The 17210-nt window shown below is 70.6% G+C and carries 15 protein-coding genes and 1 riboswitch; of the genes, 6 read left to right on the top strand and 9 right to left on the bottom strand.

The features are described 5' to 3' along the window. Positions 1-27 precede the first annotated feature (27 nt). Positions 28-1071 carry a cell division protein ZapE gene (zapE, locus tag AC07FN_RS01040; RefSeq protein WP_478393765.1) on the top strand — a complete coding sequence of 348 codons (1044 nt, stop codon included), beginning with the start codon at positions 28-30 and terminating at the stop codon, positions 1069-1071. 12 nt (positions 1072-1083) lie between these two features. On the opposite strand, the gene AC07FN_RS01035 is transcribed toward zapE, so the two are convergent. Further along, positions 1084-1479: a winged helix-turn-helix transcriptional regulator gene (locus AC07FN_RS01035; protein WP_478393764.1), complete on the bottom strand. Its 396-nt coding sequence runs from the start codon at positions 1477-1479 to the stop codon at positions 1084-1086. Between the two features lie 98 nt (positions 1480-1577). Here AC07FN_RS01035 and AC07FN_RS01030 point away from each other — a divergent pair, with 98 nt between their 5' ends. Next, positions 1578-2402, top strand: a complete 825-nt coding sequence (locus AC07FN_RS01030) for an SDR family oxidoreductase (protein WP_478393763.1) — start codon at positions 1578-1580, stop codon at positions 2400-2402. Between the two features lie 40 nt (positions 2403-2442). Beyond that, complete coding sequence (locus tag AC07FN_RS01025) at positions 2443-3306, top strand: haloalkane dehalogenase (RefSeq protein WP_478393762.1); 864 nt, start codon at positions 2443-2445, stop codon at positions 3304-3306. 120 nt (positions 3307-3426) lie between these two features. On the opposite strand, the gene AC07FN_RS01020 is transcribed toward AC07FN_RS01025, so the two are convergent. Both AC07FN_RS01020 and lepA read right to left on the bottom strand, forming a co-directional pair. Continuing rightward, positions 3427-5766 carry an arylsulfatase gene (locus tag AC07FN_RS01020; protein ID WP_478393761.1) on the bottom strand — a complete coding sequence of 780 codons (2340 nt, stop codon included), beginning with the start codon at positions 5764-5766 and terminating at the stop codon, positions 3427-3429. A 484-nt stretch (positions 5767-6250) separates the two neighbouring features. Then, positions 6251-8101, bottom strand: a complete 1851-nt coding sequence (gene lepA, locus AC07FN_RS01015) for a translation elongation factor 4 (protein WP_478393760.1) — start codon at positions 8099-8101, stop codon at positions 6251-6253. 129 nt (positions 8102-8230) lie between these two features. Between lepA and AC07FN_RS01010 the strand changes: the two genes are divergently transcribed. Then, entirely contained in the window at positions 8231-8815 is a 585-nt protein-coding gene (locus tag AC07FN_RS01010; RefSeq protein ID WP_478393759.1) for a class I SAM-dependent methyltransferase, read from the top strand. A 22-nt stretch (positions 8816-8837) separates the two neighbouring features. Here the strand turns inward: AC07FN_RS01010 and AC07FN_RS01005 are convergent, their stop codons facing one another. From AC07FN_RS01005 to AC07FN_RS00995, 3 genes are all read right to left on the bottom strand, one after another. After that, positions 8838-9227 carry a VOC family protein gene (locus AC07FN_RS01005; RefSeq protein WP_478388337.1) on the bottom strand — a complete coding sequence of 130 codons (390 nt, stop codon included), beginning with the start codon at positions 9225-9227 and terminating at the stop codon, positions 8838-8840. A 49-nt stretch (positions 9228-9276) separates the two neighbouring features. Further along, the gene (locus AC07FN_RS01000; RefSeq protein ID WP_478393758.1) at positions 9277-10140 is read right to left on the bottom strand and encodes an EamA family transporter; all 864 of its coding nucleotides are present in this window, start codon (positions 10138-10140) and stop codon (positions 9277-9279) included. 207 nt (positions 10141-10347) lie between these two features. Beyond that, positions 10348-11154, bottom strand: a complete 807-nt coding sequence (locus tag AC07FN_RS00995) for a TSUP family transporter (protein ID WP_478393757.1) — start codon at positions 11152-11154, stop codon at positions 10348-10350. 208 nt (positions 11155-11362) lie between these two features. Here AC07FN_RS00995 and rpsT point away from each other — a divergent pair, with 208 nt between their 5' ends. Continuing rightward, positions 11363-11623: a 30S ribosomal protein S20 gene (gene rpsT, locus AC07FN_RS00990; RefSeq protein WP_093271622.1), complete on the top strand. Its 261-nt coding sequence runs from the start codon at positions 11363-11365 to the stop codon at positions 11621-11623. A 71-nt stretch (positions 11624-11694) separates the two neighbouring features. On the opposite strand, the gene holA is transcribed toward rpsT, so the two are convergent. Next, complete coding sequence (gene holA, locus AC07FN_RS00985; protein WP_132489123.1) at positions 11695-12681, bottom strand: DNA polymerase III subunit delta; 987 nt, start codon at positions 12679-12681, stop codon at positions 11695-11697. A gap of 96 nt (positions 12682-12777) precedes the next feature. Continuing rightward, a riboswitch (SAM riboswitch) is annotated at positions 12778-12910 on the top strand. Between the two features lie 12 nt (positions 12911-12922). Here holA and thrC point away from each other — a divergent pair. Beyond that, positions 12923-14191 carry a threonine synthase gene (gene thrC / locus AC07FN_RS00980; RefSeq protein ID WP_132489125.1) on the top strand — a complete coding sequence of 423 codons (1269 nt, stop codon included), beginning with the start codon at positions 12923-12925 and terminating at the stop codon, positions 14189-14191. A gap of 102 nt (positions 14192-14293) precedes the next feature. Here thrC and AC07FN_RS00975 read toward each other — a convergent pair whose 3' ends face one another. Then, positions 14294-16645, bottom strand: coding sequence for a ComEC/Rec2 family competence protein (locus AC07FN_RS00975; RefSeq protein ID WP_478393756.1), 2352 nt, complete (start codon positions 16643-16645; stop codon positions 14294-14296). Beyond that, a complete protein-coding gene (locus tag AC07FN_RS00970) occupies positions 16642-17205 on the bottom strand; it encodes a ComEA family DNA-binding protein (RefSeq protein ID WP_478393755.1) in 564 nt (187 codons plus the stop codon). The genes AC07FN_RS00975 and AC07FN_RS00970 overlap by 4 nt, the downstream gene beginning before the upstream one ends. Between the last annotated feature and the right edge of the window lie 5 nt (positions 17206-17210).

Genomic DNA, 17210 nt, shown 5'->3' with positions numbered 1-17210 from the left:
ACGTTTGCAGAGTCACGGGGAGGGAAGTTGACCGACCGAGCCGGAACACTGCGTGCGCGCTTCGACCTGGCGGCCGCGCAGCAAGGCTTCGAACTTGACGAAGCGCAACGACCGGTTGCCGACGAGCTCGCCGCGCTCGGCACTGAGCTGCGGAAGCACTTCCACCGGCCGCGCGGGCTCTACCTGCACGGGCCGGTGGGGCGCGGCAAGAGCTTCCTGGTGAACACCTTCTTCGCCGAAGCACCCGTCCGCGGCAAACTGCGCGTGCACTTCCACGACTTCTTCGACCGGCTGCACCGCACCGCCGCCCGGCACCGCGCGTCGAGCGGATCGAGCGCCGTGGACTCGGCGGTGGCCGAGCTACTCGAAGGATGCCGACTGGTGTGCTTCGACGAGTTCCACGTGCACGATCCCGGCGACGCGGGGCTGATCACCCACCTGCTGCGCGCCCTGCACGCGCGCCGCGTCACGCTCGTGACGACGTCGAACTACCCGCCGGCCGGGCTGCTGCCCAACCCGCTGTACCACCACCTGTTCCTACCCGCCATCGAGCTCATCGAGGCGCACCAGGAAGTCATCGCGCTCGCGGGCCCCACCGACTACCGGACCACCAACCGGCAAGGGCGCTTCGCCGAAGGCACCTGGCAATGGCCGGGGAACGAATTCCCGCCGCCGGGCAGCGAGGAGCAGGACACGCTGGTCATCAACGGCCGGAACCTCCGCGCACTGGCCGTGCGGAACCGGCTGGTGTGGTTCGACTTCCACGAGCTCTGCGCGACGCCCACCTCGACGCGGGACTACCTCGCCCTCGCCGAGCGGTTCGACACCTGGGTGATCAGCGGCGTGCCCAGGCTCGCCGACTGCGGACCGGACGCCCGCCAGCGCTTCGCCAACGTCGTGGACGTGTTGTGCGACAAGGACATCACCACGCACGTGCTGGCCGATCACAGCATCGCCGGAACGCTGGCGGACGGCACCGACGTCGCACGCACCGCCAGCCGGCTCGCCCTGCTCAGGCCGATTCCGCTCAGCGAAGCGGCAAGCGACGACGCCGTTGCCGCGAAGCCGTAGCCGGCCTTCGGATCACGCGCGGATCTGCTTCCTGACGTCGTAGTCCTGGCGGGCCCGCTCGACCTCGTTCAGGTTGACCGACCATTCCGCGAGCGCGGCGAAAAGCGGCGCCAGGCTGCGCCCGAGGTCGCTGATCTCGTACTCCACCCGCGGCGGGACCTCGGCGTAGTAGCTGCGTACGACGAGGCCGTCCCGCTCCAGGGCGCGGAGCCGCTGGGTCAGCACCTTGGGAGTGATCGAGGTGATCCGGCGTTGCAGTTCAACGAACCGCTGGCGGCCGTACTCGTGGAGCGCCCACAGGATCGGCGTGGTCCACCGGCTGAAGACGATGTCGACCACCGGCGCGATCGGGCAGGCGTTCTCCGGAGCGACCTCTCCGCCATCGCGCCAACGTGTGTCCTCCCGCACATTTCCCCCTCTCGTCCAATACTTTCTTCTAGGTACCTACTAGCCCACCGATAGTAGCTTCGCCGAGTCAACGCAGGAACTCGGAAACGGAGCACGAAATGATCGTGGTGACCGGAGCGACCGGGAACGTCGGGCGGCCGCTGGTGCAATCCCTCGTCGCGGCGGGCGAGGAAGTGACGGCGGTGTCCCGGCGGATCTCCGCCCAGGACGTGCCGGCGGGCGTGCGACACCAGCAGGCCGACCTGGCGGATCCGGCGAAACTCAAAGCCGCCGTCGATGGGGCCACTGCCCTCTTCCTGCTGACCTCCGGCGATTTCGCCGGAGCCGGTGGCAGCCTCGACACCGTCCTGGACGTAGCGCGGGCCGGCGGTGTTCGGCGGGTCGTGCTGCTGTCATCGCAGGGCGTCAGCACCGGGCACCACCCGCCGGTGTTCGAGGACGCGGTCAAGCGGTCGGGCCTGGAATGGACCTTGCTGCGGCCGGGGAACTTCGCCTCCAACGCCTTCCAATGGGCCGAAACGGTCCGCGCGCGGCGAGCGATCGCCGCACCGTTCGGCGATGTCGGGCTGCCCGCCGTCCACCCGGGCGACATCGCCGAGATCGCCGCCATCGCACTGCGCGGCGCCCGCCACGCCGGCCACTCATACGCCCTGACCGGGCCGGCGCCGATCACTCCCCGGCAGCAGGCCGCGGCGATCGGCGAGGCGCTGGGCGAGCCGGTGCGGTTCGTCGAGCAGACCCGGGCGGAAGCCAAAGCCCAGATGATCCGCTCCATGCCCGAACCGGTCGTCGACAGCACCCTCGACATCCTGGGCACGCCGGGTTCCTTGCAGCAGGTCAGCCCCGACGTCGAGCGGATCCTCGGCCGGCCTGCCCGCGCCTTCGCCGAGTGGGCGGCGAACAACATCGCGGCCTTCGAGTGACCGCGACCAACACGATCTGAACCGCAACGGAGCCAACACCTTGCCTGTCGCACGCGTTCTCGACTCGACCATGTTCTACCGGGAGACCGGCACCGGCGTGCCGATCGTCTTCCTGCACGGCAACCCCACCTCGTCATACCTGTGGCGGCGAGTCCTGCCGGCCGTGGGCGATCCCGGCCGGCGGCTGGCGCCGGACCTGATCGGCATGGGCGACTCGGGCAAGCCCGGCATCGACTACACCTTCGACGACCACGCCCGCTACCTGGACGCGTGGTTCGATGCGCTGGACCTCGACGCCGTCGTCCTAATCGGACACGATTGGGGCGGCGCACTCGCCTTCGACTGGGCCGCCCGACATCCCGGCCGGGCCCGTGGCGTCGCGTTCACCGAGACGATCGTGAAACCGATGTCCTGGCAGGAGTTCCCGGCAGCCGGCCGCGAACTCTTCCGCTCGTTCAAAACTGCGGGCGTCGGCGAGGAGATGGTTCTGGACGGCGACCTCTTCGACGGGCTGCAGGGCACCGTCGCCACCCGGCTCGACGCCGAGACCCTCGATGCCTACCGCAAGCCCTACGCCACCCGCGACAGCCGCCTGCCGCTGCTGCGCTGGACGCGCGCGATGCCGCTGGGCGGAGAGCCGGCCGACGTCACCGCCAGGGTCCGCGATTACGACGAGTGGCTGGCGACCAGCGCGGACGTGCCCAAGTTGATGCTCACCTTCGAACCCGGACCGGGAACGATGATGACCCCGCAGCTCATCGACTGGTGCGCGGCCAACATCGCCAACCTCGACATCGCCCACCGCGAACTCGTCGCCGGTCACCACACCCCGGAGGACCACCCCGAAGCGATCGCCACCGCAGTCGCGTCCTGGCTGGACGGCCACGACCTGCGGACGGCGTGACCACGATGCCCCCGGCCGACGCCGGGGGCATCGCGCTACTTCTTGACCCACCGGCCACGAGCACCGGCGAGCGCGTTGGGGTTCCCATGCTCAACCGGCCGCAACCAGCGCCCATATCGACTACTCGTGCGCGGCTCGGAACGCGTGCTCGGCGACGAGGTCGGAGTGCTGGTCGACGCCTAGGTCGACGCGCAGGCTGTGCAGTCGGCCGGTGAACCGGTTGTCGACGGCCGCGTAGTCGTCGGTCACCGGCGAGGCGCGGTCTACCCCGATGTCGAAGGTCTCGTCGAACGCGAAGTAGTACGGGATCGTCGCATCGATCCGCCCGGCGGCGACCTCGTCACCATCGACCGACAACACCGCCGTACCCCCGTTGCCGACACCGCCACCGTCGTAGTCGAACCGCAGCCGGACCTCGTGTTCCCCGGCGGGCACCGACCGCGGCGCCCGCACCCGGTGCACCGTCAGCCCGAAGTAGTTGTAGGCGTAGCAGGGCCTGCCCTCGTGGAAGTAGAACGACCACCCCCCGAACCTGCCGCCCTGCGCCACCAGCACGCCCTCCGCGCCGTCGGCGGGAACCTCGACCAGGGCGGTCAGTTCGTGCGAGCGGTTCTTGACGTTCGGCGCCGTCTCCTCCGTCAACCGCCCGGCTCCCGCGTGGAAGGTGATCGAGCGGCGCTCGCCCATCAGATCCAACCGCCCGGCCTCCAACGGGTTCTCCCGCTCGGTCATCCGATCGTCCAGCGGCAGCACGTTGTGCTTCGCCGCCTCGATCAGGAACAACTGCTGGAGTTCCCGCAGCGTCTCCGGATGCTCTGCCGCCAGGTCGCGGGCCTGCGTCCAGTCCACGTTGGTGTCGTAGAGCTCCCACCGGTCGTCGTCGAACGAGCGGCGCGCACCGTCCTGCACCATCACCCACGGGGTGCCGTGCCTGGTCACCGCCATCCAACCGTCGCGGTAGATGCCGCGGTTGCCGACCATCTCGAAGTACTGCACCCGATGCCGGCCCGGCGCATCCGCGTCGTTGAAGCTGTAGAGCATGCTGGTGCCCTCGATGGGCTGCTGCGCAATGCCGTTGACCTCGACCGGGTGCGGCAGCCCCGCCGCCTCCAGGATGGTGGGAACGACGTCGATCACGTGGTGGAACTGGTTCCGGATCCCGCCCCGCTCGGCGATCCCGACCGGCCAGTGCACGATCATCCCGTCCCGGATCCCGCCGAAGTGCGATGCGACCTGCTTCGTCCACTGGTATGGCGTGTTCATCGCCAACGCCCAGCCGACCGGGTAGTGCGCGTGCGTGGTCGCATCACCCAGCGCCGCATCCTGCGAATTGATGAACTCGGCGCTGTCCGGGATGCCGCTGGCGAAGCGGTGCTCGTTGAGAGTCCCGCCCAGACCGCCCTCGGCCGAGGCACCGTTGTCCCCGAGGATGTAGACGAAAAGCGTGTTGTCCAGCTCACCCAACTGCTGCAAGGCGTCGACGAACCGTCCGACCTGGACATCCGTGTGCTCCGCGAAACCCGCGTAGAGCTCCATCAGCGAAGCCGCCGCGCACCGCTCGGAGTCCGACAGCTCGTCCCAATGCGGCACGCCCTCGGCCCACGGCGCCAGCTCCGCGTCCCGCGGCACCACACCGAGTTCCTTCTGCCGCCGCAGGGTGATCTCGCGCTGCGCATCCCAGCCGTGGTCGAACTTCCCCCGGTAGCGCTCCCGGAACTCCTTCGGCACGTGGTAGGGCGCGTGCGTGGCACCGAACGGCAGGTAGGCGAAGAACGGGCTGTCCGGTTTGAGGGCCCGCTGGTTGCGCACCCAATCGATGGCCTGATCGACGAGGTCCTCGGACAGGTGGTAGCCGTCCTCCGGCCCGCGCGCGGGCTCCACCGGATTCGTGCCGTCGAACAGCACCGGATACCAGTGGTTCATCTCAGCGCACAGGAAACCGTAGAACTTCTCGAAGCCCTCACCGGTCGGCCACCGGTCGAACGGCCCGGCGGCGCTCACGTCTCGCGCAGGCGTCTGGTGCCACTTGCCGAAGGCCGCCGTGTTGTAGCCGTTGCCCTGCAAGACCTGACCGATCGTCGCGGCACTCAACGGCCGGATGCCGCAGTAGCCGGGCGCGGCGCTGGCCATCTCGGTCGTGACGCCCATCCCGACCGAATGGTGGTTGCGGCCGGTCAGCAGCGCCTGGCGGGTCGGCGAGCAGATCGCGGTGACGTGGAACCGGCTGTAACGCAGGCCGCCGTCGGCCAACCGGTCCGCGGTCGGCATCTGGCACGGCCCGCCGAAGGCGCTCGGTGCGCCGAAACCCATGTCGTCGATGAGCACCACCACGACGTTCGGCGCGCCCTCCGGTGGGCGCAGCGGCTGCCGCGGCGCGAACGCCGGGCGTTGATCGCGCACGTCGAACGCGGTCGCGGACGGCGGCTCGGGATCCGGAATCGGCAACCGATCACGCGACATCTGCACGCCCTACCTCCCACAATTTCGACGCCGTACCAGCGAACCGGGCGCGGAGCATCGGAAACCACCAACCCCACAAGGCTTTCCACACCGCATGCTAGTGGGCGCACACCTGAACCCCAGCGCTGCGGATGTGTCCCGGATCGCAAGATCCCGGCATCATTCCTGGTCAGCGCGGCATCAGTGGCAGTCAGACCGGTTCTCGATCCACCTCGTGGAAGATGGCTGTCTCATCCGGCGAGCGCGGGCCGAACCGCTGCGATCGCAACGCGGGACTACCCCTCGGTCGCCGAACGGTTCGGCACACGGGTGCTGGCCGACCGCGACCCGGCTGCACTTCGCCAACGTCATCGACGTGCCGTACGACAAGGCCATCACCACTCGGGTGATGGCCGACCGCGGTTTCGCCGAAACGCTGCGGCGCGGAACCAACGTCGAACGGACCGCCGCCTCGCCCCGCTCCGCCCGCTGGCGGTGCCCTGAGCTACTTCTTGCCCTTGGCCTTGTCGTCCTTGGCCTCGTCGGTGGACAGCGCAGCCACGAAGGCTTCCTGCGGGACCTCGACGCGGCCGATGGTCTTCATCCGCTTCTTGCCTTCCTTCTGCTTCTCCAGCAGCTTGCGCTTCCGGCTGATGTCACCGCCGTAGCACTTGGCGAGCACGTCCTTGCGGATCGCGCGGATCGTCTCGCGGGCGATGATCCGCGACCCGATCGCCGCCTGGATCGGCACCTCGAACTGCTGCCGCGGGATCAGCTCGCGCAGCTTCGAGGCCATCTTCGTGCCGTAGGCGTAGGCGGCGTCGCGGTGCACGATCGCGCTGAACGCGTCCACCGGCTCGCCCTGCAGCAGGATGTCGACCTTCACCAGGTTCGACGCCTGCATGCCCGACTCCTCGTAGTCCATCGAGGCATAGCCGCGGGTCCGCGACTTCAGCTGGTCGAAGAAGTCGAACACGATCTCCGCGAGCGGCAGCGAGTAGCGCAGCTCGACCCGGCTCTCCGACAGGTAGTCCATCCCGGACAGCTGCCCGCGCCGGCTCTGGCACAGCTCCATGATCGTGCCCACGAACTCCGACGGCGCGATGATCGTGCACTTGGCGACCGGCTCCAGGACGTCCTTGATCTTGCCCTCGGGCCAGTCGGACGGGTTGGTCACCACCAGCTCCGACCCGTCCTCCATCTCCACGTGGTAGACCACGTTCGGCGCCGTGGAGATCAGGTTCAGGTTGAACTCGCGCTCCAGCCGGTCCCGGGTGATCTCCAGGTGGAGCAGACCGAGGAAACCGCAGCGGAAACCGAAGCCCAGCGCCCCGGAGGTCTCGGGCTCGTAGGTCAGAGCGGCGTCGTTGAGCTGCAGCTTGTCCAGCGCCTCGCGCAGCAGCGGGTAGTCCGTGCCGTCCACCGGGTAGAGCCCGGAGTACACCATCGGCTTCGGCTCGCGGTAGCCGCTGAGCGGCTCCTCCGCGCCCTTGCGCTCGGCGGTGATCGTGTCACCGACCTTGGACTGGCGGACGTCCTTCACCCCGGTGATCAGGTAGCCGACCTCGCCGACGCCGAGGCCCCCGGACGGCTTCGGCTCCGGCGAGATGATGCCGACTTCCAGCAGCTCGTGGGTCGCGCCGGTGGACATCATCCGGATCCGCTGCCGCGGGGTGATCCTGCCGTCGACCACCCGGATGTAGGTCACCACGCCGCGGTAGGTGTCGTAGACCGAGTCGAAGATCATCGCGCGCGGCGGCGCGTCGGAGACGCCCTGAGGCGCCGGGATCTGCCGCACCACCTCGTCGAGCACCGACCCGACGCCCTCACCGGTCTTCGCCGACACCCGCAGCACGTCCTCCGGCTCGCAGCCGATGATGTGCGCCAGCTCGGCGGCGTACTTGTCGGGCTCGGCGGCCGGCAGGTCGATCTTGTTGAGCACGGGGATGATCTGCAGGTCGTGCTCCATCGCGAGGTACAGGTTCGCCAGCGTCTGCGCCTCGATGCCCTGCGCGGCGTCGACCAACAGCACCGCGCCCTCGCAGGCCGCCAGCGACCGGCTGACCTCGTAGGTGAAGTCGACGTGACCGGGGGTGTCGATCATGTGCAGCACGTGGTCGACGCCGTCGGAGGTCCACGGCAGGCGCACGTTCTGCGCCTTGATCGTGATGCCGCGCTCCCGCTCGATGTCCATCCGGTCGAGGTACTGCGCCCGGTACGCGCGCTCCTCCAGCACACCGGTCAGCTGCAGCATGCGGTCGGCCAGCGTCGACTTGCCGTGGTCGATGTGCGCAATGATGCAGAAGTTCCGGATTCGCTCCGGGGGCGTGAACGTGGTGTCGGCGAAACTGCTCACTCAGTGTTCCTCGCGGATGTCGACTGGTGCGGGGTTCACCCCATCGTCCCATGACACACCTGGTACTCGGCGTCCAACTCCGGGTCATCCCCGATGCGAGCACCGGCTCCGGGCTGCTGAGCTGGTCCTATGGGTCATTTCGCCGGTTTCGCCCTGGATCGTGCGTTCGGTCACCCGCGCGGTCTGCTGGGTGCCGCGGGCGGCGCGCTGATGGCGCGCGGCAACGCGGCGGCCGAGCACCAGGTGGTGCGGTTGGCCAAGCTGACCGGCGCGGAAGATGTCCTGGTGATCGGGCCCGGGCCCGGCGTGGGACTGCGAGCGGCAGGCGAGCGTGCGGCGCGGGTGGTCGCGGTCGAGCCGTCGGCACCCATGCGGCAGGCGTCCTGCCGCCGGTGCGCGGAGCTGCCCAACGTCGCCGTCGAGGACGGCACCGCCGAAGCGACCGGGCAGCCGGACGCCGCGTTCGACGTGGCGCTGAGCGTGAACAACGTCCAGCTGTGGCCGGATCGCGCCGCAGCGCTCGCCGAGCTGCACCGCGTGCTCCGGCCCGGCGGCGTCCTGCTGCTGTCGACCCACGAGCGCTGGCTGCCCGGCGGCCGGGCCGGCCTCCACTCCGACGTCCAGGCGGCGGGCTTCGCCGACGTTCAGACCTGGGCCTGGCAACCGGACCACGGCACCACCCAGGCCCAAACCCGGGCCCTCCGGCCGGAATAGGGCCGCCGATGAGTGCCGGCGATCACTCCGGGGCAGGGTCGCGGACGTCGGTCCGGATCGGGTGATCGGCCGGGATTTCGACCAGCACGATGCGCATCCCGTCCGGATCGGCTACCCAGCCCTCGTCGAGGCCCCACGGCTGCCGCGCCGGCTCCGCCAGGACCGTCACGCCACGGCCCCGGAGCCGCTCGAACTCCGCCCGCACGTCCCGCACCTGCAACCAGAGCACCTGATCCGGGCTCGGCCCCGGTCCGCCCGCGCCGGAGATCTCCAGAAAACCCTGCCCCAGGAAGAAAACCGTGCCACCGGGGAACTCCCGCGAGACGGCCAGCCCGAGCACATCGCGGTAGAACCGCAACGACCGCTGCCAATCCCGCGGCCGGAGGATCAATCGGCTGTTCAAGACCTCCATGCCCCGTTTCTACCCGCGCGGACCGATGGCCGCCGAGCAACCGGGGCCATCAGGCGATGCCGAGGAGCACAACCCCGGCCAGGACCACCACGGCACCCGTCATCCGGCGCGTCGGCTGGGCTTCGCCCAGGAGCCGCCAGGCCAGCAGGCCCGCCAGGACGATGCTCAGCTCCCGGGCCGGGGCCACCAGGCTCACCGGGGCGAGCTGCATCGCGAACAGGACGAGGATGTACGCCAGCGGCGACAGCAACGCCACCGCCAGGATCTCGCGGCGGTGCTCCCGCCACGTGCGTGCGATCTGGGTCCGCCGGGTCGCCGCGTAAGGGCTGAGCATCACCGAGCGGGCGAAGTTGCTCGTCCAGTCGAACACCAGCGGAGACAGCGCCAGGCCCGTCACCGCGTGCGCGTCCCACACCGTGTAGATCGCGATCAGCGAGCCGGTCAGCAGGCCGAAACCGACGCCCGCCAGGCTCGCGCCGGAACGCGGTACACCGTCGGACAGGCCGATCACGAACACCCCGGCGACCACCAGCAGCCCGCCGAGCACCCCGAGCCAGCCCGGGCGCTCCCCCAGGACCACCACCGCGATGATCATCGCCAGCATCGGGCCAGTGCCGCGGGCCAGCGGGTACACCACCGACATGTCGCCGACCGCGTAGCCGCGCTGCAGCAGCAGGAAGTACGCCAGGTGCACGACCGCGCTGACCAGCACGCCCAGCAGCCAGTCGCCCAGCACGGGCATCCCGGTCCAGAACAGCGATCCCGCAGCCACCGGCAGGTACAGCACGGCGCTGCACGTCGCGGTCAGCCACACGAACCCGGTGCCGGCCGACCCGGCGCGCTTGGCGAAGAAGTTCCACCCCGCGTGCGCGAACGCGGCGGTGACGACGAGGAGAACGGCGGCCAGGCCCATGGGAACCCTCTCCGTGCCACGCGGGCGCGCGGCATCCGGGTTCCTCCAGGCTTTTGTCCCGTCAGATGTGCGACCGCACTCCTTCCGCGATCGCCGGTGCCGCTCGGACCGGTCCCCCGCGCTCCTAGTTGTGGTGACCTGCAGCGGAGCGGGAGCGGAACCCTAGGCACAACCAGGCGTTGATATTACTCCGTCCGATTCCCGCGTCTACACGCCCGCGGCGAGCTTCCAGCCGAGGCTGATGACGAGCCCGACGACCACCGTCAGGAAAACCCGCCGCACGAATCCGGATCCGCGCTTCGCGGCGACCATCGCGCCGAGGACGCTGCCCGCCATGTTGCTCGCGGCCATCACCAGCGCCAGGCCCCACAGCACCTTGCCCGCCGGGACGAAGAACGCGAGCGCGCCGATGTTCGTGGCGACGTTGACGACCTTCGCCGTCGCCGATGCCGTGACGAACGCGAAACCGACCAGGCCGACGAGCAGGAACACCAGGAACGAGCCGGTGCCGGGCCCCGCGATGCCGTCCCAGAAGCCGATCAGGGCGCCGCCGGCGAGCATCACGAGCAGCTGCGCGCGCCGCTCGAAGCGCGGCGCATCGGACGAACCCAGCTCGGGCTTGCGCCAGGTGTAGATGCCGACGACGGCCAACGCGACCAGCACGATGACGTTGAGGACCTGCGACGGAAGCGCATCGGCCAGGACGGCTCCGCCCAGCGACCCGAGCAGGGCGACGATCGCCATCGACAGCGCGGCCTGCCAGTCGATCGGCGTCCGCTTCGCGTACGTCCGGGCGGCGGCCGCTGTCCCGGCGATCGCCGCCACCTTGTTCGTGGCCAGCGAGTAGATCACCTCGCCGCCGGGCAGGAGCAGCAGCATCGCGGGCAGCTGGATCAGGCCGCCGCCGCCCACGATGGCGTCGACCGCCCCGGCCAGGAACGCGGCGCAGCAGAGGAACAACAGCCCGGCCAGGGAAAGTTCCGCGAATCCGGGCCAGTTCAACGCATCGAGCACGAAGAGTGACCCTATGGTCCGCAGGCGCGGGATCCGAGCCGATGTGACCGCCGTCGCCCGGTCCCGCCCGCCACCATCGGCGCAGGTGGCCGCTGTTAACATGGACGACCGTGCCGTGCGGCATTCCGCCGTGGAGGAAATCTGCCCTGGGGCAGCGCCGACAACAGCGCGGCACGATCGATGCAACAGACTGAGAAGAGGCGCCACAGTGGCCAACATCAAGTCCCAGATGAAGCGGATCAAGACCAACGAGCTGGCCCGGCAGCGGAACAAGGCCGTGAAGTCCGCGGTCAAGACCGCCATCCGCAAGTTCCGCGAGGCCGCTGACGCCGGCGAGAAGGACAAGGCCATCGAGCTGCAGCAGGCCGCCAGCCGCGCGCTGGACAAGGCCGCCAGCAAGGGCGTCATCCACAAGAACCAGGCCGCGAACAAGAAGTCCGCGCTGGCGCAGCGCGCCAACCAGCTCTGAGCTGAGGCCGAGCTTCCGGCCCCCTTCCCGCCACGGGGAGGGGGCCGTTTGCATTCACGGGAAAGCGCGGGTCACGAACGCTGGTTGCGGAGCTCCACGAGCCGGAGGACGGTCCGCTCCAGGGCGTAGGTGGCGTCAGCGGCCATGCCCTTGACCCCGGCGTTGACCTCCGCGACCGCCTGCAGCGCTTGCGCGAGGCTCGATGCGTTCCAGCCGCGGGACTGCGCCAGCGCCTTCTTCACCTTCCACGCGGGCATGCCGAGCTCGCCCGCCAGCCGGAACGGATCGTTCCGGCCGCCCGCTGCGGCGACCCGGCCGATGGTGCGCACCGAATCGGCGAGGGCATCGGCGATCAGCACGTGCGGAACGCCGAGCTGCACGGCCCACCGCAAGGCCTCCAGCGCCGCCGCCCGATCACCGGTCACCGCCTTCTCCGCGACCGCGAACCCGGTCACCTCCGCGCGCCCGCGGTGGTAGCGGCGCACCGCCGTCTCGTCGACCTTGCCGCCGGTGTCGGCGACCAGCTGCGTCGCCGCGGCCGACAGCTCGCGCAGGTCCGAACCGACCGATTCGATCAGCGCGGCCACGCCGGCCGCATCGGTCTTCCCGCCGGCCCGGCGCACCTCGTCGCGGACGAACGCCTCCCGCTCCGCGGGCTTGGTGATCTTGTTGCACTCGGTGACGCGCGCGCCGAGTTTGCGCAGCGCATTGGGCAGTTCCTTGGCGTGCTTCGACCGGCCGCCACCGGTGTGCACGACGACGAGCGTGACGCCGTCCGCCGGCTGCCGGGCGTACGTCAGCAGCGCTTCGGCGATCTCCTTGCCCGCGTCCTGCGCGGACTCCACGGCCAGCACCCGGCCCTCGGCGAACAACGACGGGCTGAGCAGCTCCGCCAACTCCGGAGGAGTGAGCTCACTCACCTTCACCCGGCGCAGCTCGGCCTCCGGGTCCACGGCGCGGGCCGCTCCGACGGCCGCCCACAGCGCGCGTTCCACCAGCAGTTCTTCGTCTCCGATAACCAGATGCAGCGGATCGGGGACCACGGCCGGTGCGCTCATGCACGCATCGTCGCACGCACCCGCGACTGTCCCGCCATCTGGATCGTGCTGGCCAGAACCCGGCGCGGTCCACTAGCGTTGCCGGCACAACCGAATAGCTCATCCAGAGGGGCAGAGGGAACGGCCCGATGAAGCCCCGGCAACCGTTCGTCAGCGAATCGTGATTTCACCCGCGAGGTCTCTGACGAAAGCGGTGCCAATTCCGACCCGTCCGCGGGACAGATGAGGAGAGGACCTCGCGATGACCGCTGCCGCCCATGCCCAGAATTCGGCGAAGAAGACCTACGACCTGGGCAATGCCGTCGAACTGGTGTCCAAGGAAGAGGGCCACCGGCAGCCGCTGGCCCCGGAATTCGTCTCCTTGGAAGATTTCTCCCCGCTCGAGGTCGCGTACGACTTCGGCCGGATCCGCCGCGAGGACATCGAGGCCGGCCCGCGTTCCATCTGGCGCTACAAGCAGCTGCTCCCGGTTCCCTCCAACGTCGAGGAGCACCCGAACACCGACCCGGGCTGTACCCGGCTGATCCGGGCCGACAACCTCGCGAAGGCGTTGGGCGTCAAGCGGATCTGGATCAAGGACGACACCGGCAACCCGACCCACTCCTTCAAGGACCGCGTCGTCGCGGTGGCGCTGGCCGCCGCCCGCGAATTCGGCTTCAAGGTGCTGGCCTGCCCCTCCACCGGCAACCTCGCCAACGCGGTGGCCGCAGCCGCGGCCCGCGCCGGCTGGGACTCGGTGGTGCTGGTGCCCAAGACCCTGGAGCGCGCCAAGATCCTGATGAGCGCGGTCTACGACGGTTCGCTGCTGGCCGTCGACGGCAACTACGACGACGTGAACCGGCTGGCCACCGAGCTCGCCGCCGAGCACGAGGACTGGGCGTTCGTCAACGTCAACGTCCGGCCCTACTACTCCGAAGGCTCGAAGACGCTCGCCTTCGAGGTCGCCGAGCAGCTCGGCTGGCGCATCCCCGAGCAGATCGTGGTGCCGATCGCCTCCGGCTCGCAGCTGACCAAGGTCTACAAGGGATTCAACGAGCTCGGCCAGGTCGGCCTGGTGGAGCCGAGCCCGGTGCGGATCTTCGGCGCGCAGGCCACCGGCTGCTCCCCGGTGTCGACGGCGTACAAGAACGGCCACGACGTGGTCCAGCCGGTGCGGCCGGACACCATCGCCCGGTCGCTGGCCATCGGCGCTCCCGCCGACGGCCCCTACGTGCTCGACATCGTGCGCAAGACCGGCGGCGCCATCGAGGACGTCACCGACGACGAGGTCCGCGACGGCATCCGGCTGCTGGCGCGCACCGAGGGCATCTTCGCCGAGACGGCCGGTGGGGTCACCGTGGCCACGGCGAAGAAGCTCATCGAGGCGGGCAAGATCGACCCGGATGCCGAGACCGTGCTGCTGATCACCGGTGATGGCCTGAAGACCCTGGACGCGGTGCAGGACCAGATCGGCCCGAAGGCCACCGTCGCGCCGACCACCGAAGCGGTCAACCAGGCGCTCGGCCTCTGAGCCGACCAGACGACCTGATTCGAGGGCGCGGCGTCACCGCACGGCGGTGGCGCCGCGCTTTCGTCCACAAGGGACGACAGCGGACGCTCGGGTCGCCTCGTCCTATGGCTCGCCTGCGCGCAGCGGGTCGCCCCGGGCTACGTAGCGGGGGCCCTGCGGGCCGGGCAGGATCGCGATATCTCCTTCCTGGTCGGTGCGCAGCACTTTCGTGCCCGCACGGGCGAGGTTGTCGACGATGAACGGGCTGGGGTGCCCGTAGGTGTTGCCGGCGCCGACGCTGATCACGGCCAGCCTCGGGCGCACTGCTTGCAGGAAACGCGGTGCGGTGTAACGGGATCCGTGGTGCGGGACCTTGAGCACATCGGCCCGGAGATCCGCACCGGAAGACACCAGCCGCCCCTGCCCGGGCAGTTCGACGTCGCCGGTGAGCAGGACCCGGCCGGCCGGGGTGGTCGCCAGCAGCACGATCGACGCGTCGTTGGCGTCGTCGGCCGACTGCGTGCGGGCCAGCACCGGGTCCGGGCCGAGCACGTCCAGGACGAGCCCCGGCCAGACCGCGCGCTGCCCGGACAACAGCGGCACGACCGGAACCCGGTGCGCGCGGGCATCCCTCTCGACGTCGTCCATCGCCCACGCCGGCTGCCGCAGCGGGCCGATCGCGACCGCGTCGACGGGGATCTTCCCCATCAGCGCGGCGAGCCCGCTCACGTGATCGGCGTGCAGGTGGGTGAGCACCGCCAGCGGGATCCGGCGAATCCCGAGCCGCCGCAGGCATTCCGCGGCCCGTTGCGGATCCGGCCCGGCGTCGACCACCACCGCCTCGTCCGGGCGACCGGTGGCCAGCACCAGCCCGTCGCCCTGGCCGACATCGCACGCGACCATGCTCCAGCCCGGCACCGGCCAGCCCGGCAGCACGGTGCGCACCGGCACCACGACCAGCACCACGAGCAGCAGCCCCACCGCGACCACCAGGCGAATCCGCTTGCCGCGCAAGGCGATCAGCCCGACCGCCGCGATCACCGCGAGCGCGATCCCGCCCACGGTGCCCGATGGCCAGTCGAACGCCGCGCCGGGAACCGCCGCCGCCCGCTCGGCGACCAGGATGATCCACTCCAGCTCCGGCGCCGCCAGCCGGCCGAACACGCCGGCCGACCAGGCCGATACCGGCGCCACCACGGTGGCCAGGACGCCGAACACCGTCGCCGGTGCGACGACGGGCCCGGCCAGCACGTTCGCCGGTACCGCCACCAGGCTGACCTCGCCGGAGAGCGCCGCGATCAACGGAGCCGTGACGACGTGCGCCGCCAGCGGCACGGCGATCGCTTCGGCCAACCCGACCGGCACTCCCCTCGCCCGCAGCGACGACGACCACACCGGCGCCAGCAGCACCAGCCCGGCGGTCGCCGCGACCGACAGCGCGAACCCCGCGCTGGTCGCCAGGTCGGGCAGGAGCAGCAGCAAGCCGATCACGCTCGCGGACAGCGCCGGCAACGCCGACCGCTGCCTGCCCAGCACCAATGCGAGCAACGTGATCGCGCCCATCACCGCCGCGCGCAACACGCTCGGTTCCGGTCCGGCCAGGATGACGAACCCGACGAGCGCCGCGCCCGCACCCACGGCCGACATGACCGGCCCCGCGCCGACCAGGTGCAGCAGCACCAGCACCGCGCCGCACACGATCGCGAGGTTGGCGCCCGAAACCGCCGTCAGGTGGGACAGCCCGGCGGTCTCGAAGTTCTGCTCCACCTCCGGCGGCAGCCGACCGGTGTCGCCGACCACCAACCCCGGCAGCAGCCCCGCGGCGGCCGGGCCGAGCACGTCGGCCGAGACCCGCCGCAGGCCGTCCCGCAAGTCCTCCGCGACGCGCTGCCAGCCCGGCGCGGCCGCGACGTCGGCCGGTGGGCCGAACACCTGGAAAGCCGCGACCGTGAGCTCACCGGCACGCGGCGGGGAGACCTTGCCGGTCGCCGTTACCTGTTGTCCGGCAATGAGGTTCCGCCACTGCTCGGTCGGGACAAGCAGCACCACCGCGCCGCCTGCCCGCACCCGACGCCCGGCCAACTCGCCTGCCTGCAACTCGGCGCGGACCAACGACCTGTCCGCCGCTCGCCGGGCTCCGAAGGACGCGCCGCGCAACGGGGTCGGCGCGCTCGTCAACGTGACTCGCAGCGTCGCCCGTTCGCCGTGTCCGGCGGCCAGCCGCACCGGATGGTGCTCAACGGCGTGGACGCGAACCGCGATCCCGGTGGCGGCAACGCCCGCCAGCAGCAGGACCACGAGGGCGCCCCTGGCGACCGGCCGGGCGCGTACCGCCTTCCACACCAGCGGCGCGGCCAGCAGGGCGAGCAGCGCCACGACCGCGGCCGGAACCCAGCCCGCCAGCAATCCGGTCAACGTCACGGCCCAGACCGCGAGCGCGGCCGGGACCAGGCGCAGGTCGAGCCTCGCGATCACACCCGCACCACCTCCCGCAACCGGTCGAACCGGGTTTCGCCGATCCCGCCGACCTCCTTCAGCTGCTCCACCGAGTCGAAGCGGCCGTGTTCGGCCCGCCACTGCACGATCCGCTTGGCGGTGACCTCGCCGATGCCTGGTAGTTCATCGAGTTCGTCCTCCGTCGCGATGTTCAGATCGACCTTCCCGTCGCCGCCGGGTTGTCCGGGCTGCGGCGCCCCCGGCACGGCGACGTAGAGCTGCTCGCCGTCGGTCAGCCGGCGGGCCAGGTTGAGACCCGTCAGGTCCGTGTCCGGCAGTGGGCCCCCGGCCGACGCGACGGCGTCGGCCACCCGGGCGCCCGGCGGCACGGTGACCAGGCCCGGGCGAGTCACCCGGCCGACGACGCTGACCACGAGCTCCGGCGGCGCCGCCGTCGTGACCGGGGCCGGCGGCGGCACGATCGGCGGCGGCGCGGGTTCCGCCGTGGGCTGACCGGCCCACGTCACGGCCACGATGCAGACCAGCACCACCAAGGACGCCAGGGCGAGCGCGAGCACACCGATTCGACCGGGGTCCACTCTGG

The sequence above is a fragment of the Saccharopolyspora sp. NPDC045941 genome, assembly GCF_056431445.1.
The sequence above is the reverse complement of the archived record's forward strand: the minus strand, read 5'-3'. Positions and strand labels throughout refer to the sequence as shown.